Genomic DNA, 21233 nt, shown 5'->3' on the forward strand with positions numbered 1-21233 from the left:
CCTGCCGTCAGCCTTCCGTGGCCGGGATGACGTCCGCGGGCGGTGCGATCACGAGGGGCTCGTCGAGCTCGGACAGCTGGAGACGCCACCGGAGCGCGGCACCGGCCGGAGGTGCCTCCCCGACCGCCTCGGCCGCGGCGGCGAGATCGAGCTCGACCTCCACGCTGTCGATGCGGCCGTCCCGGTCCATCGACGTGCGGTAGGTGATGAGGCGATCGGCGGCATCGGGCGGCAGCACGTCGGCCAGGTGGGCGAAGGCCGCCAACGAGCCACCCGCCCCGGCGAGCGCCCGGACGTCGACGTGCCCGGAGTAGACGCCCCCCGTGTGGGCCCGGATGCGCTCGTGGGCGTGGTCGAGCAGGTCGAGCACCTGGTCGACGCCCGGGACGATCCCGCCGAGCGGGTTCCCGCCCGGCGGCAGCGACGTCCACGGCGCGTCCTCGCCGACGCGCATCCAGGACGCACCGGCCACCGTGCGCACCTCGACGGCCCGACCACGCAGCTCGGCGGGAAGGTGCGCGGCGAGCTCGGGCGCCCCGGCGAAGGTCTCGTCGAGGTCCATCGACGCCGTGACCGCGTCGGCCCCGCGGTCGAAGGCGCCCTGGACGTGGGTGTCGATCGAGGGGGCGGCCTCGACGCCGGGGCTGATCTCGACGCCGAGCACGTAGCGACCCGTGCGGACCTCCCGCGTCCGGGCCAGCGCGTCGGCGAGGTCCTCCGGCCGGAGGAAGACCCCGCCCTCCGCCCAGACGTCGTGGCTGGCGTCCTCGTCCGGGCCGTCGTCGCTGGCCGGCCCGACGGGGGACGGCGACGAGGCGTCGGCGGGATCGGGACCCGATCCGCTGCACGCGCCGGCCAGGAGGAGCAGCGGCAGCAGCGCCCACCGGACGGCGTGGACGGTACGGGTGGGGACGGCTCGTGACATGTCGGGAGCTCCTTCGACCGGAGGGTGCGAGGTCGGGCTCAACCGACGAGGCGCATGTCCGTCGTGGGACGGCGGCGCAGCTGCCAGCATGACCCATCACGGCCGGTGGCACAATGGCCGCCCCACATCACGGAGAGCTGGATGGAGACCACGACCACCGACCGCAAGCGCAAGGCGCTGCTCGTGCTGCGGATCGTGGTCAGCCTGGCGATGCTCGGGGTCCTCTTCCTCCAGGTCGACGACGTGGCGTTCTCCGAGGTCATCCCGCCGTGGTCCGCCGGGAACGGCCTCTGGCTCCTCGGCGCCGCGACGCTCACCTTCGTCGGGATCGGCGTGTCCGCCGCCCGGTGGCACCAGGTGCTGGCGGCGCTCGGGGTCCACGCGCGCTGGCGGCACCTGTTCTCGCACTACCTCGCGGGCCAGTTCGTCTCGAACGTCCTGCCCACCACGATCGGCGGCGACGTCCTCCGGGTCTCGCGCCTCTCGCGCGAGACGGGGCTCGGGCCGAGCACCTTCGCGTCGGTGGTCCTCGAGCGGCTGAGCGGGTGGATCGTCCTTCCCCTCATCACCTTCTCCGGCCTCGCCCTGAACCCGGGGCTCCGTGGGCTCGGCCGGGCCTCGACGGTCGCCACGGCCATCGCCCTCGTCACCCTCGTCGGCCTCATGGGGGTCGTGATCTTCGTCGCGGACAAGCGCCTCCTCGGGCGCTTCACGAGCTCCGAGGGCTGGCAGCGCTTCGTCGGGGCGGTGCACCTGGGGGTCGACGGCATGCGACGTCGCCCCACCGATGCGATGGCCGTGCTCGCCGTCGGCATCGGGTACCAGTTGGTCCTCGTCCTCGCCGCGCTGATGGCGGCCCAGGCGCTCCACATCCCCCAGGTCGGCCTCACCGCGCTCCTCGTGTTCATGCCCGCGGTGCTCATCATCCAGGTGCTGCCGATCGGGATCTCCGGCCTCGGGCTCCGCGAAGGTGCGTTCGTCCTGTTCCTGAAGCCGCTCGGCGTCCCCGCCGAGAAGGCCATCGCCCTCGGCCTGCTGCTCTACCTGCTCAACCTCGTCACGTCGCTGCCCGGTGCCGGCGCCTTCGCCCTCGGCAACCGCCGGCGGGCCGGCGCTCCGGGCGGGCAGGTGCCCCGATGACGGTCGACTCCGCCGACGAGCCCGTGGCCGGCGTCGAATCCGGTCCCACGCAGGAGGAGGGCCGCGTCGAGCACGCGTCGCGCCTGCGCTGCTGGCGGGAGGTCGTCTACATCGCGGTCTTCTACGCCATCTACACCTACATCCGGAACCAGTTCGGGTCGGCCTCGGTCGACAGCTCCGTCGCCCACGACAACGCCCTCACCGTCATCCGCATCGAGGAGGCGCTCGGGCTGTTCCACGAGGAGACGATCCAGGAGCTGTTCCTCGACTGGCGCCCGTTCATCCAGTTCTGGAACGTCTTCTACGGCACGTTCCACTTCGCGGTCACCATCGGCGTGCTCGTCTGGCTGTTCTTCCGGTGGCGCGACCAGTACCCGGCCTGGCGCAACACCCTGGCCTTCACGACCGGCCTCGCCCTGCTCGGGTTCACGCTGTTCCCGCTGATGCCACCCCGGCTCCTGTCGGCCGACGACGAGTTCGGGGCCGGGCACAACAACCCGTACTTCATCGACGACTACGGCTTCGTCGACACCCTCGCCGAGTACGGAGGGCTCTGGTCGTTCAACGAGGGCGCCATGGCGAAGGTCTCCAACCAGTACGCGGCGATGCCGAGCCTCCACTTCGCCTGGGCCACCTGGTGCGCGCTCGCCATCGCCGGACGGACCCGGCAGTGGTGGGCCAAGGTCCTGGCCGGTGCGTACCCACCGGCGACGCTGTTCGCCATCGTCGTCACGGGCAACCACTTCTGGCTCGACGCCGTCGGCGGGGCGATCGTGCTCGCGGTGGGATGGATGCTCGGCTCGCGCCTCGCGGCGTGGAACGACCGCCGCCTGGCCGCTGTGTCCCACGGAGCCGAGGGCGGTACCGTTTGACGCTGGCGTCAGCGCAGCCGTCGACGGAAGGACCCGGAGCCGCATGCTCCTCGAACGCATCAACTCCCCCGAGGACCTCCGGTCGCTCACCCACGCCGAGCTGGACGACCTCGCCACCGAGATCCGGGAGTTCATCGTCGACGCCGTGAACGCCTGCGGCAGCGGGCACCTCGGCTCCAACCTCGGGGCCGTCGAGCTCACCATCGCCCTGCACCGGGTGTTCGAGTCGCCCCGCGACATCCTGCTCTGGGACACCGGCCACCAGGCGTACGTGCACAAGATCCTCACCGGTCGCCGCGACAGCTTCACCACGCTCCGCCAGGAGGGCGGCCTGTCGGGCTACCCGAGCCGGTCCGAGTCGCCCCACGACTGGATCGAGAACAGCCACGCCTCCACCGTCCTCAGCTACGCCCACGGCCTGGCCACGGCCCAGCAGAGCGAGCACGGTGACGGCCGGCGGGTCGTCGCGGTCATCGGCGACGGCTCTATGACCGGCGGCATGGCCTACGAGGGCCTCAACAACCTCGGCCACAGCGGCCGCGACTGCATCATCGTCCTCAACGACAACGGGCGGTCCTACGCCCCGACCGTGTCGCGCCTCGGCGAGTCGCTCAACAAGGTGCGGTCCAACCCCACCTACGTCCGCGAGACCACCCGCATGGAGCGCTTCCTGCGTCGGGTCCCGCTCGTCGGCCGGTTCCTCAACCGGGGGTTCAACGCCACCCGCACGGCGGCGCGCGAGTTCTGGACCGAGCCGGTCACGTTCTTCGAGCAGCTGGGGCTCTTCTACAGCGGGCCGTTCGACGGCCACGACGTCCGCGAGCTCGAGCGGGCCTTCCGCAACGCCTCGGAGATCGGCGGCCCCCAGGTGGTGCACGTCGTCACCCAGAAGGGCCGGGGCTACGCGCCGGCCGAGAACGACTCGGTCAAGCACCTCCACGACGTCGGCGGCGTGAAGCCGGGCAGCTACACCGCGGCCTTCACCGAGGCCCTCATCAAGGCCGGCGAGAACCACCCCGAGCTGGTGGCGATCACCGCCGCGATGCCCGACTCCACCGGCCTGCTCCCCTTCGCCGAGCGCTTCCCCGACCGCATGATCGACGTCGGCATCGCCGAGCAGCACGCGGTCACGTCGGCGGCGGGCATGGCGATGGGTGGGTTGCTCCCGGTGTTCGCCGTCTACTCGACGTTCCTCACCCGGGCGATCGACCAGGTCAACCTCGACGTGGCCCTCCACGGCCAGAAGGTGATCTTCTGCCTCGACCGCGCCGGCATCACCGGCGACGACGGCGCCTCGCACCACGGCGTGCTCGACATGGTCCTGCTGTCCAAGGTGCCGGGCATGACCGTCCTCGCGCCGTCGTCGTACCAGGAGCTGCAGGCCATGCTCCACGACGCCGTCGAGCTGGCCGACGGTCCGGTCGCCATCCGCTGGCCGAAGACCGCGGCGCGCAACGTCCACGCCGACGAGGTCGGCGTGGGCTTCCGGGCCCGCCGCTGGCGCGAGGGCGACGACGTCTGCATCCTCGCCGTCGGGAAGATGCTCGAAGCTGCTCTGGCCGCCGCCGACGAGCTGGCCGCCGAGGGGCGCTCGGTCACCGTGTGGGACGCCCGTGCCGTCACGCCGGTCGACCTGGACATGATCGCCGACGCCGCTCGGCACCGGCTCGTCCTCACCGTCGAGGACGGCTACCGCGACGGCGGGGCGGGCGCGCTGTTCGCCGAGCACGTCGCCGCCCACGTCGACGAGGCGGACGTGCCGATGCCGTCGGTGTCGGTCCTCGGCGTGCCCACCCGGTTCATCGCCCAGGCCAAGCCCGATGCGATCCTGGCCGAGCTCGGCCTCGACGCCACGGGCATCGCCGCCGAGGTGCGCCGCCGCAGCTGACCGCCGGAGCGGGGCCGGTCCGGCTACTCGCTGTAGTAGGGGTTCTCGCCGGCGTCGTGATCGGTGACGTCGATGATCTCGGTCACCTCGGGGATCGCGGCGCGGATCTGCGTCTCGATGCCCTCACGCAGCGTCATGGCGCTGACCGCGCAGCCCTGGCAGCCCCCACCCATCGACAGGAACACCTTGGTGTCCTCGACGCCGACGAGGCTGGCGAAGCCGCCGTGTGCAGCGAGCATCGGGTTGACGGCCTGGTCGAGCAGCTGACGCACCTTGTCGGCGATGTCGCCGTGGAGGTCGAGCTCGACCCCGGCCAGCGGGTCGGGCCGGTTCGGGTTGCGGATGACCAGCCCGCCCTGGTTGGCGTTCGCCGGCAGGTCGAGGGTGGCGCCGCGCAGCTTGTCGACGCTGTCGGCGGGGACGATGACGGGCAGCCCGTCGGTGGTGACCACCGAGTCGCCCTCGGCGGCCTCGGTGAGCGCCTCGAAGGCCAGGTCGTAGGCGTACTCCACGCCGCTCGCACCGACGACCTCGATGCGCAGGCCGAGGGACTCGGGTTCGGGCTCGTTGCCGCGGATCTCGAGCACCTTGGCGCGGGCCTGGTCGGTGACGGTGACGATCGTGTCGGTGGCGACCGTGGTGTCGGTGTCGGGGGCCATGTGGCGGACTCTACAGGGGGTCCCCCACCGCTCCACCGACGGGCATACGATCGCCCCCATGACCGACGCGCCGAGCGAGACCACGTCGTCCACCGCCGAGGACGAGGTCCTCTACGCCGTCGACGACCACGTCGCCACCATCACCCTCAACCGGCCCCACCGGATGAACGCCATCTCGGGCCGGATGCTCACCCAGCTCGCCGAGCGCCTGGCCGAGGCCGATCGGGACCGGCAGGTGCGCGCGATCGTGCTCACCGGCGCCGGCCGGGCGTTCTGCGCCGGGCTCGACATCAAGGACGCGGTCGCGGGCACCGGCATCGGCGGTCAGGGCGGGTCCTCGGGGAGCGGCACGCACCTCTCCACCCGCGACCACCCCACCACCGTGATGTTCGAGATGGACACGCCGGTCATCGGTGCGATCAACGGCGCCGCGGCCGGCTTCGGGCTCGACATCGCCCTCGGGTGCGACATCCGCCTCGTCGCCGAGGACGCCAAGATCGTCACCGGCTTCGCCAAGCGGGGCGTCGTGCCCGAGAGCGGGGGCACCTGGTACATGCCGCGGCTGCTCGGGTGGGCGAAGGCCGCCGAGATCGGCTTCCTCGGCCGGGACCTCACCGGCGCCGAGGCGGCCGAGATGGGGCTGGCCAACCGGGCCCTGCCCGGCGACGAGCTGATGGCGACCGCCTACGGGTGGGCCGCGGAGATCGCGGCCAACGCGCCGCTCGCGGTGCAGTCGATGAAGCGCCTCTTCCGCCACGGGCTCACCGAGGACTTCCCGAGCCACGTGCACCACGTGCTGCTCCAGACGATGCTGCTGTTCCAGAGCGCCGACTTCCGCGAGGGCATCACGAGCTTCGCCGAGGGGCGGCCCCCGGAGTTCGAGGGACGCTGACCTGCCTGCCGTGACGCGCCGCCCGGTCGGGGGCGGCTGATGCTCTTCCCCACCGTCGCGTTCGCGATCTTCTTCGTGGTCGTCTTCACCGCGAACTGGCTGCTGCGCCCCCACCACACGGCGTGGCGCCTGTTCATGCTCGGGGCGAGCCTCTACTTCTACGCGTACTGGAACGCTCGCCTCGTCCTCCTCATCGGCGCGTCGATCGTCGTGAACTACCTCTTCGGCCACGCCGTCGCCGCAGCGCGCGGGCCGGACCGGGAGAAGACCCCCGCGTCGCGGGCCCTCGTCGCCGCCTCGGTCGCCGTCAACCTCGGGATCCTCGGGTTCTTCAAGTACTACGGGTTCTTCGTCACCTCGCTCATCGCGCTGGGCGAGGACGTCGGCGTCGACCTCAACCCGCCGCTCATCGAGGTGATCCTGCCGGTCGGCATCTCGTTCTTCACGTTCCAGGCGATGAGCTACGTCATCGACATCGGGCGCGGCGACCAGCACGTGATGTCGCTCCTCGACTTCGCCCTGTACCTGTCGTTCTTCCCCCAGCTCGTCGCCGGACCCATCGTCCGGGCGTCGGAGTTCGCCCCCCAGATGGCCCACCGACCCGACCCCCGCCACGTGCGGATGCCCGAGGCGTTCCGCCTCATCTTCCAGGGCCTGTTCAAGAAGGTCGTCGTCTCGAGCTTCCTCGCCACCGAGCTCGTCGACCCGGTGTTCGCCCAGCCCGACGCGTTCTCCGCCCTGGAGAACCTGCTCGCGGTGTACGGCTACGCCATCCAGATCTACGCCGACTTCTCGGGCTACACGGACATCGCGATCGGCTGCGCGCTGCTGCTCGGCTTCCGGTTCCCGCAGAACTTCGACGCGCCCTACCGCTCGCTGTCGATCCAGGAGTTCTGGCGCCGCTGGCACATGACCCTGTCCCGCTGGCTGCGCGACTACCTCTACATCCCGCTCGGCGGCAACCGCGGGTCGACCGGCTTCGTCTACCGGAACCTGTTCCTCACCATGCTCCTCGGCGGGCTGTGGCACGGCGCGGCGTGGACCTTCGTCGTCTGGGGCGCGCTGCACGGGGGCTACCTGGTGGCCGAGCGGGTGGTGAAGGCCCGCTGGGAGCCTCGCGGCGTGCGGCCCGAGCTCGTGAAGGTGGGCCAGTGGCTGCTCACCTTCCACCTCGTCTGCTTCGCGTGGATCTTCTTCCGGGCCGAGACGTTCACCGACGCGCTCGACGTCATCGGCCAGATCCTCCTCGGCGGCGGCACCGGCCCGCTCGTCACCGTCCTCGCGGCGTTCACGATCGCCGCCATGCTCGCCTCGCAGTTCGTGCCGACGCGAGCGGTGCGACGGGTCGAGGAGGCGTTCGCGGCGACGCCGCTGGCGCTGCACGCGGTCGCCCTCGCCGGCGGGCTCCTCGTCGTCGACGCCCTCGGCCCGGAAGGCGTCGCGCCGTTCATCTACTTCCAGTTCTGAGCAGGTCCTGGCCGGCCTCAGTCGAGGTCGGCGTCGGCCTCGACGACGTCGAGGACCGTGCGGGCGAGCAGGTCGCCGCCGGCACGCGACAGGTGGATGCCGTCGCCCTGGCGGAGGTCCTGGACCGTGCCGTCGACGCCAGGGAGGAACGCCTCGTAGGCACCGCCGTCGTTGGCGAACAGGTCGTAGCTGTCGACGAACCGCACCCACGGCCGCAGCTCCGCCTCGGAGCGGAAGATCTCGTTGAGCTGGGCCATGCGGTCGGAGAAGCCGGGGTCGCGCATGATCGGCTGACCGACCCAGTACACGACCCGACCCTCGGACCGCAGCAGGTCCATGGTGCCGGCGACACGACGCCGGTACTCCTCCTGCCACGGCGGGCTCAGCCGCTCGTACACCTGGCCGTCGACCTCCATGCCCTGGGCGTCGTTGGCTCCGAACATGATGACGACCGCCTCGGGGTCGAGCCGCTCCATCTCGGCGTCGAGGTGGGCGGGCCAGTTGAAGTAGTCGGGCCGGGTCAGGCCGGTGGAGATGCGGTAGTCGAGGGTGCTCTCCATCACGCCGGTCGCGTCGGTCATCGCCACGAGCGACTGGCCGAACACCTGCGACATCGAGTCGCCACCGACCCAGACCCGCAACGGCTCCTCGGCGGTGGGCGTGCGCAGCTCCGGCTCGGGCGGCGCCGTCGTGGTCGTGGTGGCCGGCGCCTCGCCGTCGGGATCACCGGAGGGCGTCGTCGTCGTGCTGCTCGGCGAGGCGACCTCGACGTCCGGGGGAGGGAACTCGAAGTCCTCGTCGGCGTCGCCATCGCCCCGTCCCAGGGCCGAGTCGACGGCGTCGCGGACGACGTTGATGCGGGTCAGCTCGCTGAGGTCCTGGACGGGCTCCCAGACCGCGAGCGAGACGTCGCGGGGCCAGCCGAACGGCTTGCGCTCGGCCTGCTCGACGAGGCTGTCGGCGTTGACCAGGGCAGCGAGCACGAAGCCGACGAGGATGACGGCGAGCACGCGGCCGGCCGGCACCGTGGCGCCGCGATGGCCGCCCTCGTCCCCGCTCCGTTCCTCTCCGGACATCGACGCCAGGCTACCGGCGCCCGGCCCTGGCGCAGGGGCGCCGGGGCGAGGTCAGGCGGTGCGGCCCATGAACGCCAGGAGCCGCGTCTGGGCGTCGGCGTCGTCGTCGACCTCGACCCGGGGGCCGTAGTGCCCGCTGCGGCGCATGGCCTCGTCGACCTCCGGCGGCAGGGCCTCGACGGCGGCGACCTGACGGCGGACCTCGTCGGGATCGAGGCGCTCGTCGAGCCCGGTCGCGCGCGCCAGGTCCCACGTGTGGACGAGCACGTCGGGCGTGCACGTCATGTCGACGGCCGCCTCGAGCGACATCCGGCCGGGAGGACCGCAGTCGGCGACCCGCGCCGCCACCTCCGGGTCGTCGAGGGCCCGCTGGACGGCGTCGCGCACGACCGCCCACGCCGCCGCCGGGTCGTCCTCGACCGAGGGGATCGGCCCGGTCTCGACGTCGAAGGTCCCGAGGAGGAACCCGGGACCCGGCAGCCAGTCGACGAGGTGGCGGACGACGTCGCGACCCGTCCAACCCTCGCAGGGGGCGGGTCGCTCCCACGCACCGTCGGGGACGGCCTCGACCGTCGCCGTGAACCCTCGTGCCACCCGCTCGAACCGCTCGGAGATCTCGCTCATGCACGGCTGACGAGGCGCGGCGGTGGGACTCATCGCACGTTCAGAGCGGGCGGTCGATCACCACGAGCCTGCGCTCGGTCATGTCCTCGACCGCGTAGGCCGGCCCCTCGCGTGTGTTGCCGGAGTCGCGGACCCCGCCGTAGGGCATCTGGTCGGTGCGGAACGTGGGCACCTCGTTGACGACCACCGCGCCGAAGTCCAGGGTGCGGGCGGCACGGAGGGCGACGTCGAGGTCGGGGGTGAAGATGCCCGCCTGGAGCCCGTAGACCGTGTCGTTGGCTCGGGCCATCGCCTCCTCGAGGTCGGTGTAGGTGGCCACGCCGACGACGGGCCCGAACACCTCGCGTGCCGACACCTTCATCGCAGGGGTGATGCCCGAGAGCACGGTGGGCCGCAGCACCGCGCCGTCGCGCGACGCCCCCGTGCACACGGTCGCGCCGGCCTGCGCGGCCTCGTCGACCCAGCCGGCGACGCGCTCCGCCTCGCCCTCGTCGATCAGCGCGCTGACCTGCGTCGCGTCGTCGGACGGGTCCCCGACGACCAGTGCGTCGACCTCGCGCACGAGCGCGTCGGTCAGCCGGTCCGCCACCTCGGCGTGGGCGTAGATGCGCTGCACCGAGATGCACGACTGGCCCGCGAAGCCGTTGCCGGCCACGGCGAGCGCCGCAGCCACGGCGTCGACGTCGACGCCCGGCTCCACGATCACCGGCGTGTTGTTGCCGAGCTCGAGACCCACCTCCTTGCGGGGCACGCGCTCGCGGATCGCCCACCCGACGTCGGGCGAGCCGGTGAACGTGATCATCGCGACGTCGGGGTGCTCGACGAGCCGGTTCGTGTCGCTGCCCCGGACGGTCAGCACCTGGAGCCAGCCCTCCGGGAGCCCGCACTCCCCGAGGAGCCGGGCCAGCTCGAGGGCCGTCAGCGGGGTCGCCGTCGCCGGCTTGAGGATGATCGGGCACCCCGCAGCGATGGCGGGCGCCACCTTGTGGGCGACGAGGTTGAGCGGGAAGTTGAACGGAGAGATGCCGACGACCACCCCTCGCGGCACCCGCATCACCAGGCCGAGCTTCCCCTCGCCCGCGCTGCTGGCGTCCATGGGGACGAGCTCGCCGGCGACTGTGCGCGCCGCAGCGGCCGAGAAGCGGAACGTGTCGATCGCCCTGGCCACCTCGGTGCGTGCGGTGGAGATCGGCTTGGCCGCCTCGTCGCAGATGATCCGGGCGAAGCGGTCCGGGTCGCCCTCGATGGCCGCCGCGGCTCGGTCGAGGACGGCCGCCCGCTCGTGCGCCGGCAGCGCGCCCCGCCGGTGGAGCTGGGCCGCTCGGTCGACGGCGCGGTCGATGTCGTCGTCACCGTGCCGGGGGACCTCCCCCACCTGCCGGCCGTCGTAGGGGGATGTCACGGAGATCGTCTCGGTCATGGGGGCCCCTTACCCCGCGATCAGCCGCCCTCGTCGTCGAGGGCGCGCAGGGCGTCCCCGAGCTCGTCGACCTCGATCTCCTGGTTGAGCTCGGTGCCCGACCGGTAGGCCGCCCGCACGACCATGTGCACGCCCGTCGGGAACGTGATGAGGAGCAGGGCGAGCGCCACCACCATCTTGAACGTCGAGTCGAGCTCGGCGATCTGCAGGGAGGCGGCGACGGCGACGAAGGTCGCGCCGAGCGGCGCCGCCTTCCCGGCCGCGTGCGAGCGAGCGATGGCGTCGCGGAAGCGGTGGAGGCCGACCGCCGACAGGAGGGCCAGCAGCCCTCCGGTGACCAGGAGCACCGAGCTCACGACCTCGGTCACCGCGACCCCCTCCTCTCGATGAACCGCGCGACGGCCACGGTGGCCAGGAAGCCGATGAGCGACGTGACGACGAGCACGTCGAGGAACACGTCGCCGTCGCGCCGCGTGGCGTCACCTGCGATGCCCATCAGCGAGATGACGACGAGCAGGTCGAGGCCGAGGATCCGGTCGGGGATCGACTCCGCCACGACGATGCGCGCGATGGCGAGCGTCGCGGCCACGGCGAGGGTCGCGAAGTAGATCGTCAGCGCCACCTCGAACATCAGGCGACCTCCTCGTGCCGGCGGCGGAGCAGCCCGGCCATCTCCTCGCACGCGGCGTCCGACCCGAAGGCCCGGACGGCGCGCCGCTCCAGCTCGAGCAGCTCGTCGCGCGAGCGCTCGCGGTCGTCGAGGTGCAGCACGTGGACGTAGAGGACGCACGGGTCCTCGGCGATGTCGACCACGACCGTGCCGGGCGTGAGGCCGATCGAGTTCACGATGAGGGTGAGCACCGTGGGCGACACCGAGGGCGGGTACGGGACGGCGATGATGCCCTCGTTGTCGCGGTTGTGCGGCGTGACGACCTCCCACGCCACGACGGCGTTGGCGACGAGCAGCTGGCGCACGTAGTAGCCGGCGTACCCGAGCGCCGGGAGCGGCCGCAGGGCGCCACGGATCGGTGGGTGGTCGATCGGCGTGATGGCGAGGGCCACGAGCGAGACGACGATGCCGGACAGCACGTTCGCGACGCTCACGTCGCCCCACAGGCCGACCCAGATGAACGTCATGAGGCCGACGACGGCCAGACGACGGATCACGGGTCCATCACCGCCTCCACGTAGGGCGACAGGTCGAGCAGCTCGACCGCTGCCCGCTCGGAGAGCTCGAAGAGCGGACCCGCCGCGACCGCGATCGCGAGCGTGAGCACCACGGCCCCGGCGGTGGCGGCGACCATCAGGTGGGCAGAGCGAAGCGACCCCGTGCCGTCGCGGACGGGCTCGGTGACCTCGCCCCAGAAGAGCCCTGACCAGATCTTCGTCATCGAGACGAGCGTGAGGATCGACGCCGCGAGGGAGATGGCCACGATGACCCACTCGCGGCCCGACAGCCCGGCATCGACGAGGGCGAGCTTCGCCACGAAGCCGGAGAACGGCGGGATGCCGGCCAGGCTGAGCGCGGGCAGCAGGAAGAGCACGGCGACGACGGGCACGCGGTGCAGCAACCCGCCCACGCGAGCCAGCGCCCCGCTGCCGCCGACGTGCTCGACGAGGCCGCCGACGAGGAACAGCACCGTCTTCACCGGGATCTGGTGCACGACGTAGAAGACCGCACCGGCCAGTCCGGCGACGCTGTACAGGCCGAGCCCCATGATCATGTAGCCGATCTGGCTGATGATGTGGAAGCTGAGGATCCGCTTCATGTCGTCCTGGGCGATCGCTCCCAGCACGCCGATCACCATCGTCAGCCCGGCGACGACGAGCACGAAGCCGCCGAGCTCCGGCAGGTCGAACACGGTCTGGGTGCGGATGATGGCGTAGACGCCGACCTTGGTGAGGAGCCCGGCGAACACCGCGGTCACCGACGTGGGCGCGGTGGGGTACGAGTCCGGGAGCCAGCCGAACAGCGGGAAGATCGCGGCCTTCACGCCGAACACGACGAGGAACACGAGACCGATCGCAGCACGGAGCGGATCGGGCAGCTCGGCGAACCGCCCGACGAGGTCGGCCATGTTGAGCGTGCCCGTCGCCGCGTAGACGAACGCGACGGCGGTGACGAAGAGCGTCGATGCCGTGAGGTTCACGACGACGTAGCTCATGCCCGAGCGGACCTGCGCCCGCGTCGCGCCCAGGGTGATGAGCACGTAGGAGGCGATGAGCATGATCTCGAAGGCGACGAAGAGGTTGAACAGGTCGCCGGCGAGGAACGACGCCGACACCCCAGCGGTCAGCACCAGGTAGCAGGGGTGGAAGATGCCGCGAGAGTCGGCCCCCTGGCCGATCGCGAACACCAAGACGAAGAAGACGGTGAGCACCGAGACGAGCAGGAAGAGCGACGCCATCAGGTCGGCGACCAGCGTGATCCCGAGCGGTGCCGGCCACGCACCGACCTGGACCGCGGCGGTGCCGTCGGACTCGACGCCGACGAGAAGGGCCACGGCGATGCCAACCGACGCGGTGACGGCGACGAGCGACACGGCGCGCTGGACCGGGCGCGACCCCGACACGACGAGCGCGAGGGCAGCACCGACGAGCGGGACGACGACCGCCAGCGGGAGGAGGACGGTCATGGCAGCTCCTCGCCGGGGTCGGGCTCGGTGTCGAGCGTGGTGCCGATGCCCGGGTCGTCGGGGCCGAACTCGGTGAGGTCCTCCTGCTCGGCGGCCTCCCGCGCTGCGGCGCGCGCCAGGTCCGACTCGACCCGCCGGGCGACCAGACGGTCCTCGAGGTCGTCCTGCACCTGGTCGTCGTGGGTCAGGGCCCAGGAGCGGTAGGCGAGGGCGAGCAGGAAGGCGGTGATGCCGAAGGTGATGACGATCGCCGTCAGGGCGAGTGCGTGCGGCAGCGGATCGACGACCGCGCTGCCGTCGGTCTCGGGTCCGACGATCGGCGGCTCCCCCGCCCGACCGCCGGCGACCTGCAGCAGGACGACCGTGCCGTGGCCGAGCAGCACGATGCCGAGCACGACCCGGGTGAGGGTGCGCTGGAGGAGCAGGTAGCACCCCGCCGTGAAGAGCAGGGCGGCGGTCGCGGCGAGGACGACGCTCATCGCTCCACCTCGTCGGGCTCGACGACCGGCGCCAGGTCCTCGTCGGCCTCGCGGCCGAGCGACGCCACGACGGCCACGGCGAGCCCGAGCACGACCAGGTACACGCCGATGTCGAACGGCAGCGTGGCGGTGAACTTGACCGTGCCGAGGACGGGCAGGTCCTCCTCGAAGGTCCAGGCCTCGAGGAAGCCGTCGCCGGCGACGAGGGATGCCACGCCGGTCAGCGCGCTCAGCAGGACGCCGGCCCCGAGCAGCACCTCGAAGGGCACCCGGGTGACGCCGCCGTGGGCGGTGGCACCGGCCGAGATGTACCGGAGGAACACCGCCGAGCCGGCGACGAGCCCACCGATGAAGCCGCCGCCCGGCGCGTTGTGGCCCGCGAAGAGGAGGAAGACGGAGGCGATGAGGACGATCGGGACGGCGACGCGGACCGTCTCGTCGAGCACGCCCGACGGATCGCCGCCGAGGGGGCGGCCGAGGTCGCTCACGTGCGGACCTCCTCGTCCGCGGGGTCGAGCGCAGCGCCCGTCCGCTCCTCCTCCACGCCGACGTCCTCCTGGCGTCGCGGCGGGCGGCCCGCCCGCACCAGCGCCGCGGTGCCGATCGCGGCCACGGTGATGACCACGATCTCGCCCAGGGTGTCGAAGGCCCTGATGTCGGCGAGGATGACGTTCACGGCGTTGGCGCCGCCGCCCTCCGGGTAGGCGACCTCGCTCATCTCCTCGCCGATCGGCCGGTCGGTGCGTGCCGCGAGCGAGGTCAGCGCCAACCCGAACACCGCGGCGCCCACGGCGAGCGACAGGCCGAGGTGGGCGACGCGGAGGGACCGGGTCCGACGGCGCGCGAAGCGGTCCGGCAGGCGGCGCAGCACCATCAGGAACAGCACGAGCGACACGGTCTCGATGAGGAACTGCGTCAGCGCGAGGTCGGGCGCACCCTGGACGACGAACAGCAGCGCCACGCCGTAGCCGACGGTGCCGAGGGCGAGCACCGCGGCGAACCGCCGCCGGGTGAGGACGGTGCCGATGGCGCCGACGAGGACCAGTACGGCGATGACCGCCTGCAGCGGTGATTCGGCCCAGACCCACCCGTCGGGCACCTCGAGGTGGCGGACGAGCACGACGCCGGGGACGACCGCGAAGGTGATGAGGACCATCGAGACGTAGAAGCTCAAGGAGCCGGGCTGGACGATCCTCGTGACCTGGGCCGCGCCCCTGATGAGTGCGGCGTAGCCGGCGTGGAACGCGACGTCGGCACCGCCGCCGACCGCCAGGCCCGACTGGAGGTGCGCCACCGGGCGCCGGGCCAGGAAGAGCAGCACGCCACCGGCCAGCGCCACACCCGACAGCAGCAGCGGGAGCGTGAAGCCGGGCCACAGGTGCAGGTGGTACTCCCCCGCCGGCTCGTAGAGCGCGGCCGCCGCCGGGCGGACGAGCTCGTCGGCCAGGGCGGTGACGAGCCCGCCGACGAGCGACAGTGCGGCGAGGAGCGCGGCAGGCACCACGAAGGCCGCCGGCGGCCGGGGCACCTCGGCGCCGATCGGGTCCTCGACCTGGGGCTTCGCAGCGAACGCACCCCAGAGGAAGCGCGCGGTGTAGGCGGTGGTGAGCACGGATCCGGCGACGAGCCCGGCGAGCACCCAGTTGGAGCCGGTGCCGCTGGCGTCGAGGTACCCCAGGAAGCCCGCCTCCTTGCTGACGAACCCGAGGAGCGGCGGCACCCCGGCCATCGACAGGGCCGCGAGCGTCGCCACCGCGGCGGTGAGCGGCAGCCGGCGACCGAGCCCGCTCAGGCGGCGCAGGTCGCGGCTGTGCGCCTGGTGGTCGACGACGCCGACGACCATGAACAGCGCGGCCTTGAACAGGGCGTGGGCGAGGAGCATCGCCGTCCCGGCGAACACGAGCTTCGAGTCGCCCCAGCCGAGGAGCGCGACGAGGAAGCCGAGCTGGCTGATCGTGCCGAAGGCGAGGACGAGCTTCAGGTCGTACTGCCGCAGCGCCCGGTAGGCGCCCCAGAGCATCGTCGCCACGCCGACGCCGGCGGTGAGCGGCCGCCACAGCCCGACGTCGGCGAACGCCGGCGACATGCGGGCGATCAGGTAGACGCCGGCCTTCACCATGGTCGCCGAGTGCAGGTAGGCGCTCACGGGGGTCGGCGCCGCCATGGCCCCGGGCAGCCACATGTGGAACGGCACCTGGGCCGACTTGGTGAACGCGCCCGCGAGGACCAGGACCACGGCCCAGGCGACGACCGCACCCTCGGTCGGCGGGTCGGCGAGGATCTCCGACAGCGACCACGTGGCCGAGCTCGACGCCTGGCCGAGCAGCACGAGCCCGCCGAGCATCGCCAGCCCGCCCGCCCCGGTGATGAGGATCGCCTGGAGGGCGGCCTTGCGCGAGCTCTCCTTCGTGTCGTCGAAGCCGATGAGCAGGTAGCTCGTGACCGAGGTCAGCTCCCAGAACACGAAGATCAGCAGCAGGTTGTCGGCGAGGACGAGCCCGAGCATGGCGCCGGAGAAGGCGCACAGGTACATGGCGAAGCGGCCGAGGTCCGGCCGGTCGGGGAAGTACTCGACCGAGTACGCCATGACGAGGGCGCCGATCCCGGAGACCAGCAGGACCATGAGGGCCCCGAAGGTGTCGAGCCGGAAGGCGAGCTCGAGCTGGAGGCCCGGCACCCACTCGTGGGCCTCCTCGATCGCCCCGCCGTCGAGCACGGTGCCGAGGTGACCCGCGAGCCACACGAGGGTCGCCGCCGGGGCGAGGAGCGTCCACAGGAACACCCGCCGACCGAGGGGACGTGCCGCGGCCGGAGCGAGGAGCGCGACCACCGCGTGGACGACGACGAGAAGCGTCACGTCGTCGGTGCGGGGGCCGGCGGCATGTCGACAGGGTAGAGGGCGGGAGGGGGTGTCCTGACCGTCACCCCTGCGATTCGAGCTCCTCGCCCAGCTCCAGCCACCGCTCCTCGACCTGCCGCCGCTCCTCGTCGACCGCCGAGAGCTCGGCGCCGAGACGGGCCAGCTCCACGTGGTCGCTGCCCACCTCGGCGACCGCCGCGGTGAGCTCGGCGTGCCGCCGCTCGAGCCGCGCGAGCTCCTTCTCGGTCGACTTCATCTGGTTGCGCAGCGAGCTCTTCGACGCCCGCCGCTCCGCCTGGGCCGACGGTCGCGCCGGGGTCGCGGCGCGACCCTTGGGTGCGGCCTTCGGCCCGCTGCGAGCGGTGCGGCGCTCCTCCTCCCACGCCGCGTAGCCGCCGGGGCGCCGACCGGCCCGCCCGCTGCCGTCGAGGACGACGACGTCGGTGACGGTGCGCTCGAGGAACGCCCGGTCGTGGCTGACCACGAGCAGGGCGCCGGGCCACTCGTCGAGGAAGTCCTCGAGGACGCGCAACGTGTCGACGTCCAGGTCGTTGGTCGGCTCGTCGAGCAGCAGGACGTTCGGCTTCGCCGCCAGGACGGTGAGCAGCTGGAGGCGACGTCGCTCCCCGCCGGAGAGCAGCTCGACCGGGGCGAACTGCGCATCGGCGTCGAACCAGAAGCTCTCGAGGAGGCGGGCGTCGGTCCAGTCCGGGTCGCGGTGCGGGCCGGCGACGACCTCTCGGACGCGCGCCTGGGGATCGAGCTCGCGCGTCATCTGGTCGTAGTAGCCGAGCGCGACGGTGGTGCCGGTGTCCACGGCCCCCTCGGCGGGGATCGTGCGACCGGCGACGATGTCGAGCAGCGTCGACTTGCCGGTGCCGTTGACGCCGACGATGCCGAGCCGCTCGCGCCGGTCGAGCGCCAGGTCGACGCCCCGGAACAGCCACGGGCCGTCGCCGAACCGGTGCCCGACCCCGTGGAGGTCGACGACCTTGTCGCCGAGCCGTGGCGTGCCGAGGTGGAGGTCGAGAGCGCCCGCGCGCGCCGCGACCTCCGGGCGGCCCTCGACGAGGGCGGTGGCGGCCTCGATCCGCGCCTTGGGCTTGCGGGTCCGGGCTGGCGCGCCGCGGCGGAGCCAGGCCAGCTCGGAGCGGGCGAGGTTGCGACGGACCGACTCGGCCTGGGCGGCGCGCTCCTCCCGCTCGGCCCGCGCCTCGAGGTAGCTGGCGTAGCCGCCCTCGTGCACGTGCGATCGACCCCGGTCGAGCTCGAGGATCCGTGTCGTCGCCCGGTCGAGCAGGTGCCGGTCGTGGGTGACGAGCACCAGCCCGCCGGTGAAGGCGGCGAGACGGTCCTCGAGCCAGGCGATGCCGTCGATGTCGAGGTGGTTCGTCGGCTCGTCGAGCACGAGCAGGTCGCACTCCGCCACCAGGGTCCGGGCCAGCGCGACGCGCTTGCGCTGCCCACCCGAGAGCACGGCGATGTCCCGGTCGGCGTGCGGGCCCATCCCCAGCCGGTCGAGGACCGCCGCCGCCTCCCACGACTCCCCCACGGCCTCCAGCGCGGTGCCGTCGGGCAGCGCGGCCTCCTGGTCCAGCATCGCCACGCGCACGCCACGTCCCCGCCGCACGACACCCGACTCGGGCTCGGTCGCACCGGCGAGGACCCGCAGCAGCGTCGACTTGCCCGTCCCGTTCAGACCGACGATGCCGAGCCGATCACCTTCGGCGACCGTGACCGACACGTCCTCGAAGAGGGCACGGCCGGGACGGCTCATCGAGACGCGGTCGCAGTCCACGAGGATCACGCACGGGAGGGTACGCACCTGCGGAGCCCGTCCGGTCCACGGCAGCTCCACGTCACCTCGGTACGCTCGCTCGGCCATGGATCGTCCCCGCCGGCTGGCGCCGGAGCCCCTCGACGTCGACGGACCGCGCCGTCGCCCACGCACGTTCCCCACCCTGTCGGTGCGTCCGGGGATGGTCGTCGAGCACCGCCCGAGCGGCGTGACGGGTGCCGTCGTGTCCCTCGCCCACGGCGGGTTGACCCTGCGGGACCGGCACGGGCGCGACCACCTCGTGCGCATGGCCCCGGGCGCCTTCCTCGTCGACGGGCGGCCCGTGACCCTGGTCGTCGAGCGCGCTGCGCCCGCCGATCGGACGGCCGCCGTCACGGCGTCGGGCTCGATCGCCGTCGAGGGCGCGCCCGCCCGCATCGCGCGGGCGTCGCGCATCCTCGTCGAGGGGATCCACGACGCCGAGCTCGTCGAGAAGGTGTGGGGCGACGACCTGCGCATCGAGGGGGTCGTCGTCGAGCGCCTCGACGGGATGGACGACCTGATGGCGGTCGTGCGGACGTTCGGCCCCCGCCCGGGTCGGCGCCTCGGCGTCCTGCTCGACCACCTGGTGCCCGGCTCGAAGGAGCAGCGCGCGGCCGACGCCGTCGACCACCCCGACGTGCTCGTCACCGGGCACCCCTACGTCGACGTGTGGCAGGCCGTGCGCCCCTCGGTCGTCGGGATCGACGCGTGGCCGGATGTGCCGAAGGGCGAGGTCTGGAAGGACGGCGTCTGCCGCCGGCTCGGGGTCGGCGACCCGAGCACGTTCTGGCGCCGGATCCTCGGATCCGTGAGCTCCTACCGCGACCTCGAGGCGCCGCTCGTCGGCGCGGTCGAGCAGCTCATCGACTTCGTCACCGCCGAGGCCTGACGGGCCTCAGCAGGTGGGCGGCTCGTCGGGGACCTCGAGGTCGATCAGGTAGCTGTCGACGAGCTCGTTCACGCAGGAGTTGCCCGAGCCGTAGGCGGTGTGGCTGTCGCCCTCGACCGTGACGAGCACGGATGTCTCGAGCTCATCGGCCAGCTGCACGCCCCAGGTGTAGGGGGTCGCGGGGTCACCGGTGGTCGCGACGACGAGGAGCGGCGGGGCGTCCGGGGCGGAGAACGGCCCGGTCGGCGCGTCCTCCCGCTCGACGGGCCAGTGGGCGCACGGGCTCGGCAGCTCGACGAAGAGCGGGCCGATGCGCGGCGCCACCTCGAGCACGGCCTCCGAGAGCGCCTCCTCCTCCGCCCCGTCGAGCGGAGGGTCGTCCATGCAGTTGTAGGCGACGAACGCGAAGGTGGAGTTGGAGTACTCGCCGTCGAGCCCGCGGTCGTTGTACTGGTCGGCCAGGCCGAGGAGCGCGGAGCCGTCCTCCGCGTCGTCCGCCTCGACGAGGGCGGCGTCGAGCGACGGCCACAGCGCGGGGCTGTACATGGCCATGATGACCGCGGTCCACGCCAGGCCGACGGTGAGCTCCCGGCCGTCGTCGGTGGGCAGGGGGCGCTCGTCGATGGCGTCGAGGATCGCGAGCAGGCGCTCCCCCGGCGCGCCATCCGCCGCGAGGTCGCAGCGCTCGGGCTCGCACCAGGCGAGGAAGGCGTCGATCGACCGCTCGAAGCCGGTGGCCTGGCCCACCGCCATCTCCTCGGGGGTGAGGCTGCGCGAGTACGCACCGTCGAGGACGGCGGCGCGCACGCGCTCGGGGAACAGCTCGATGTAGGTGGCGCCGAGGAAGGTGCCGTAGGAGAAGCCGAGGTAGTTGATCTGCTCCTCGCCGAGCGCCTCGCGGATGAGGTCCATGTCGCGGGCGACCGCCTCGGTGTGGATGTGGGCGAGCAGGTCGCCCGACTCGCGCTCGCACCCCTCGGCGAACTCCTCGATGAGCGCCTCCGCCTCCTCGCGCTCCTCGGGCGAGTCGGGGACGGGATCGAACGCCGTGTACTCGTCGAGGAACTCGTCGTCGCCGCAGACGACGGGGCTCGACTCGGCCACGCCCCGAGGATCGAAGCCGACGATGTCGAACCGGTCGAGCACCTCGGTGGGGAACAGGTACGTCGCGATCAGCGCCAGCTCGTTGCCCGAGGCGCCGGGGCCGCCGGGGTTCATCAGGAGCGGGCCGATGCGGGCATCGGGGTCGTCCGCGGGGCGACGGACGAGCGCCAGCTCGATCGTCTCCCCGTCGGGGTCGTCGTGGTCGAGCGGGACCTCCAGCGTTCCCGACTGCCACCCCCGGCCGGCGTCGCGCCACTCGATCGTGCCCCCACCGACGTCCTCGGGCGGGCCCTCGGCGTCGTCCGTGTCGTCGTCGGCGGCCGTGGTCGTCGAGGTGCCCTGGCCGTCGACGAGGTCGGCCAGGTCGCGTCGTTCCGGATCGGCGGTGCCGCACGCCGACGCGACGAGGAGCAGCGCGAGGAGGAGGGACGACAGCCGCCGGAGGGAGTGGGACATCCGACGGAGGTTAGGCCCCCTCCCCAC

Annotated in this window: 20 protein-coding genes; 6 read left to right on the forward strand and 14 right to left on the reverse strand. The window is 72.6% G+C overall.

The features are described from left to right. Positions 1-7 precede the first annotated feature (7 nt). Positions 8-925 carry a hypothetical protein gene (locus GH723_RS13930; RefSeq protein WP_153760214.1) on the reverse strand — a complete coding sequence of 306 codons (918 nt, stop codon included), beginning with the start codon at positions 923-925 and terminating at the stop codon, positions 8-10. A 141-nt stretch (positions 926-1066) separates the two neighbouring features. On the opposite strand from GH723_RS13930, the gene GH723_RS13935 reads away from it, so the two are divergent. From GH723_RS13935 to dxs, 3 genes are read left to right on the forward strand one after another with little or no spacing between them, the layout of a single operon-like run. Continuing rightward, complete coding sequence (locus tag GH723_RS13935; RefSeq protein ID WP_195210311.1) at positions 1067-2065, forward strand: lysylphosphatidylglycerol synthase transmembrane domain-containing protein; 999 nt, start codon at positions 1067-1069, stop codon at positions 2063-2065. Next, positions 2062-2937 (forward strand): phosphatase PAP2 family protein, encoded by an 876-nt coding sequence (locus GH723_RS13940; protein ID WP_153760216.1) that lies wholly within the window; start codon positions 2062-2064, stop codon positions 2935-2937. Before GH723_RS13935 ends, GH723_RS13940 begins: the two co-directional genes overlap by 4 nt. A 43-nt stretch (positions 2938-2980) precedes the next feature. Continuing rightward, on the forward strand, positions 2981-4825 hold the full coding sequence (dxs, locus tag GH723_RS13945) for a 1-deoxy-D-xylulose-5-phosphate synthase (RefSeq protein WP_153760217.1): 1845 nt from the start codon (positions 2981-2983) through the stop codon (positions 4823-4825). A 23-nt stretch (positions 4826-4848) separates the two neighbouring features. Here the strand turns inward: dxs and GH723_RS13950 are convergent, their stop codons facing one another. Next, entirely contained in the window at positions 4849-5484 is a 636-nt protein-coding gene (locus tag GH723_RS13950; protein ID WP_195210312.1) for a NifU family protein, read from the reverse strand. Between the two features lie 58 nt (positions 5485-5542). On the opposite strand from GH723_RS13950, the gene GH723_RS13955 reads away from it, so the two are divergent. Together GH723_RS13955 and GH723_RS13960 are read left to right on the forward strand one after the other, a co-directional pair. After that, a complete protein-coding gene (locus tag GH723_RS13955) occupies positions 5543-6376 on the forward strand; it encodes an enoyl-CoA hydratase/isomerase family protein (RefSeq protein WP_153760219.1) in 834 nt (277 codons plus the stop codon). Positions 6377-6415: 39 nt separating this feature from the next. Further along, on the forward strand, positions 6416-7843 hold the full coding sequence (locus GH723_RS13960; RefSeq protein WP_153760220.1) for an MBOAT family O-acyltransferase: 1428 nt from the start codon (positions 6416-6418) through the stop codon (positions 7841-7843). Between the two features lie 17 nt (positions 7844-7860). Here GH723_RS13960 and GH723_RS13965 read toward each other — a convergent pair whose 3' ends face one another. From GH723_RS13965 to GH723_RS14010, 11 genes are all read right to left on the reverse strand, one after another. Continuing rightward, positions 7861-8919: an SGNH/GDSL hydrolase family protein gene (locus GH723_RS13965; RefSeq protein WP_153760221.1), complete on the reverse strand. Its 1059-nt coding sequence runs from the start codon at positions 8917-8919 to the stop codon at positions 7861-7863. 51 nt (positions 8920-8970) lie between these two features. Next, positions 8971-9543, reverse strand: coding sequence for a TIGR03086 family metal-binding protein (locus GH723_RS13970; protein ID WP_153760222.1), 573 nt, complete (start codon positions 9541-9543; stop codon positions 8971-8973). 40 nt (positions 9544-9583) lie between these two features. Next, positions 9584-10963, reverse strand: a complete 1380-nt coding sequence (locus GH723_RS13975) for an aldehyde dehydrogenase family protein (RefSeq protein WP_153760223.1) — start codon at positions 10961-10963, stop codon at positions 9584-9586. A gap of 20 nt (positions 10964-10983) precedes the next feature. Next, a complete protein-coding gene (locus GH723_RS13980; protein WP_153760224.1) occupies positions 10984-11331 on the reverse strand; it encodes a cation:proton antiporter in 348 nt (115 codons plus the stop codon). Then, positions 11328-11594 (reverse strand): monovalent cation/H+ antiporter complex subunit F, encoded by a 267-nt coding sequence (locus GH723_RS13985; RefSeq protein WP_153760225.1) that lies wholly within the window; start codon positions 11592-11594, stop codon positions 11328-11330. The genes GH723_RS13980 and GH723_RS13985 overlap by 4 nt, the downstream gene beginning before the upstream one ends. Further along, positions 11594-12130 (reverse strand): Na+/H+ antiporter subunit E, encoded by a 537-nt coding sequence (locus GH723_RS13990; protein WP_153760226.1) that lies wholly within the window; start codon positions 12128-12130, stop codon positions 11594-11596. Before GH723_RS13990 ends, GH723_RS13985 begins: the two co-directional genes overlap by 1 nt. Beyond that, positions 12127-13599 carry a proton-conducting transporter transmembrane domain-containing protein gene (locus tag GH723_RS13995; RefSeq protein ID WP_153760227.1) on the reverse strand — a complete coding sequence of 491 codons (1473 nt, stop codon included), beginning with the start codon at positions 13597-13599 and terminating at the stop codon, positions 12127-12129. The genes GH723_RS13990 and GH723_RS13995 overlap by 4 nt, the downstream gene beginning before the upstream one ends. Further along, complete coding sequence (locus GH723_RS14000) at positions 13596-14078, reverse strand: Na(+)/H(+) antiporter subunit C (RefSeq protein WP_153760228.1); 483 nt, start codon at positions 14076-14078, stop codon at positions 13596-13598. Before GH723_RS14000 ends, GH723_RS13995 begins: the two co-directional genes overlap by 4 nt. Further along, positions 14075-14566 carry an MnhB domain-containing protein gene (locus tag GH723_RS18535; RefSeq protein WP_195210313.1) on the reverse strand — a complete coding sequence of 164 codons (492 nt, stop codon included), beginning with the start codon at positions 14564-14566 and terminating at the stop codon, positions 14075-14077. The genes GH723_RS14000 and GH723_RS18535 overlap by 4 nt, the downstream gene beginning before the upstream one ends. Then, positions 14563-16935, reverse strand: coding sequence for a hydrogen gas-evolving membrane-bound hydrogenase subunit E (mbhE, locus tag GH723_RS14005; RefSeq protein ID WP_195210314.1), 2373 nt, complete (start codon positions 16933-16935; stop codon positions 14563-14565). Before mbhE ends, GH723_RS18535 begins: the two co-directional genes overlap by 4 nt. 64 nt (positions 16936-16999) lie before the next feature. Continuing rightward, the gene (locus tag GH723_RS14010) at positions 17000-18745 is read right to left on the reverse strand and encodes an ABC-F family ATP-binding cassette domain-containing protein (protein WP_229022843.1); all 1746 of its coding nucleotides are present in this window, start codon (positions 18743-18745) and stop codon (positions 17000-17002) included. Between the two features lie 76 nt (positions 18746-18821). Here GH723_RS14010 and GH723_RS14015 point away from each other — a divergent pair, with 76 nt between their 5' ends. Continuing rightward, positions 18822-19646, forward strand: coding sequence for a DUF3097 family protein (locus GH723_RS14015; protein ID WP_153760230.1), 825 nt, complete (start codon positions 18822-18824; stop codon positions 19644-19646). A 6-nt stretch (positions 19647-19652) separates the two neighbouring features. On the opposite strand, the gene GH723_RS14020 is transcribed toward GH723_RS14015, so the two are convergent. Beyond that, on the reverse strand, positions 19653-21206 hold the full coding sequence (locus GH723_RS14020) for an alpha/beta hydrolase (RefSeq protein ID WP_153760231.1): 1554 nt from the start codon (positions 21204-21206) through the stop codon (positions 19653-19655). Positions 21207-21233: the final 27 nt, after the last annotated feature.

Source organism: Actinomarinicola tropica (assembly GCF_009650215.1).
Lineage (GTDB): Bacteria > Actinomycetota > Acidimicrobiia > Acidimicrobiales > SKKL01 > Actinomarinicola > Actinomarinicola tropica.

Coding starts and splice junctions, on each gene's coding strand:
- GH723_RS13960 (WP_153760220.1), top strand. CDS start 6,416: ATGCTCTTCCCCACCGTCGCGTTCGCGATCTTCTTCGTGGTCGTCTTC.
- GH723_RS14020 (WP_153760231.1), bottom strand. CDS start 21,206: ATGTCCCACTCCCTCCGGCGGCTGTCGTCCCTCCTCCTCGCGCTGCTC.
- GH723_RS13955 (WP_153760219.1), top strand. CDS start 5,543: ATGACCGACGCGCCGAGCGAGACCACGTCGTCCACCGCCGAGGACGAG.
- GH723_RS13950 (WP_195210312.1), bottom strand. CDS start 5,484: ATGGCCCCCGACACCGACACCACGGTCGCCACCGACACGATCGTCACC.
- GH723_RS13940 (WP_153760216.1), top strand. CDS start 2,062: ATGACGGTCGACTCCGCCGACGAGCCCGTGGCCGGCGTCGAATCCGGT.
- GH723_RS13995 (WP_153760227.1), bottom strand. CDS start 13,599: ATGACCGTCCTCCTCCCGCTGGCGGTCGTCGTCCCGCTCGTCGGTGCT.
- GH723_RS13930 (WP_153760214.1), bottom strand. CDS start 925: ATGTCACGAGCCGTCCCCACCCGTACCGTCCACGCCGTCCGGTGGGCG.
- GH723_RS14000 (WP_153760228.1), bottom strand. CDS start 14,078: ATGAGCGTCGTCCTCGCCGCGACCGCCGCCCTGCTCTTCACGGCGGGG.
- GH723_RS14015 (WP_153760230.1), top strand. CDS start 18,822: ATGGATCGTCCCCGCCGGCTGGCGCCGGAGCCCCTCGACGTCGACGGA.
- GH723_RS13965 (WP_153760221.1), bottom strand. CDS start 8,919: ATGTCCGGAGAGGAACGGAGCGGGGACGAGGGCGGCCATCGCGGCGCC.
- GH723_RS13970 (WP_153760222.1), bottom strand. CDS start 9,543: ATGAGCGAGATCTCCGAGCGGTTCGAGCGGGTGGCACGAGGGTTCACG.
- GH723_RS13985 (WP_153760225.1), bottom strand. CDS start 11,594: ATGTTCGAGGTGGCGCTGACGATCTACTTCGCGACCCTCGCCGTGGCC.
- GH723_RS13975 (WP_153760223.1), bottom strand. CDS start 10,963: ATGACCGAGACGATCTCCGTGACATCCCCCTACGACGGCCGGCAGGTG.
- GH723_RS13935 (WP_195210311.1), top strand. CDS start 1,067: ATGGAGACCACGACCACCGACCGCAAGCGCAAGGCGCTGCTCGTGCTG.
- dxs (WP_153760217.1), top strand. CDS start 2,981: ATGCTCCTCGAACGCATCAACTCCCCCGAGGACCTCCGGTCGCTCACC.